Below are 223 nucleotides of genomic sequence, written 5' to 3' on the forward strand. Positions count from 1 at the left end.
TCCAGTTAAACCACCTACAGGTGGAGGAAATGAAGGTGGAACAACAGATCCAACTAAACCACCAACTGGTGGTGGAAACACTGGCGGAGAAACTGGTGGTGGAAACACTGGAGGAGAAACTGGTGGTGGAAACACTGGTGGAGAAACTGGCGAAAAAGATACAGAAGCACCAGTATTAACGCCAAAAGAAGGTGTAACAGTATTTGTAGGAGATAGCTTGAAT

The 223-nt window shown here is 45.7% G+C and carries 1 pseudogene; it reads left to right on the forward strand.

Going from position 1 to position 223, the window contains the following annotated elements:
- A pseudogene (locus tag MR107_RS30980) lies at positions 1–223 on the forward strand (adhesin); the annotation flags it as partial.

Origin of the sequence: Bacillus cereus group sp. BfR-BA-01441, assembly GCF_022663075.1 — a bacterium.
Taxonomy (GTDB): domain Bacteria; phylum Bacillota; class Bacilli; order Bacillales; family Bacillaceae_G; genus Bacillus_A; species Bacillus_A cereus.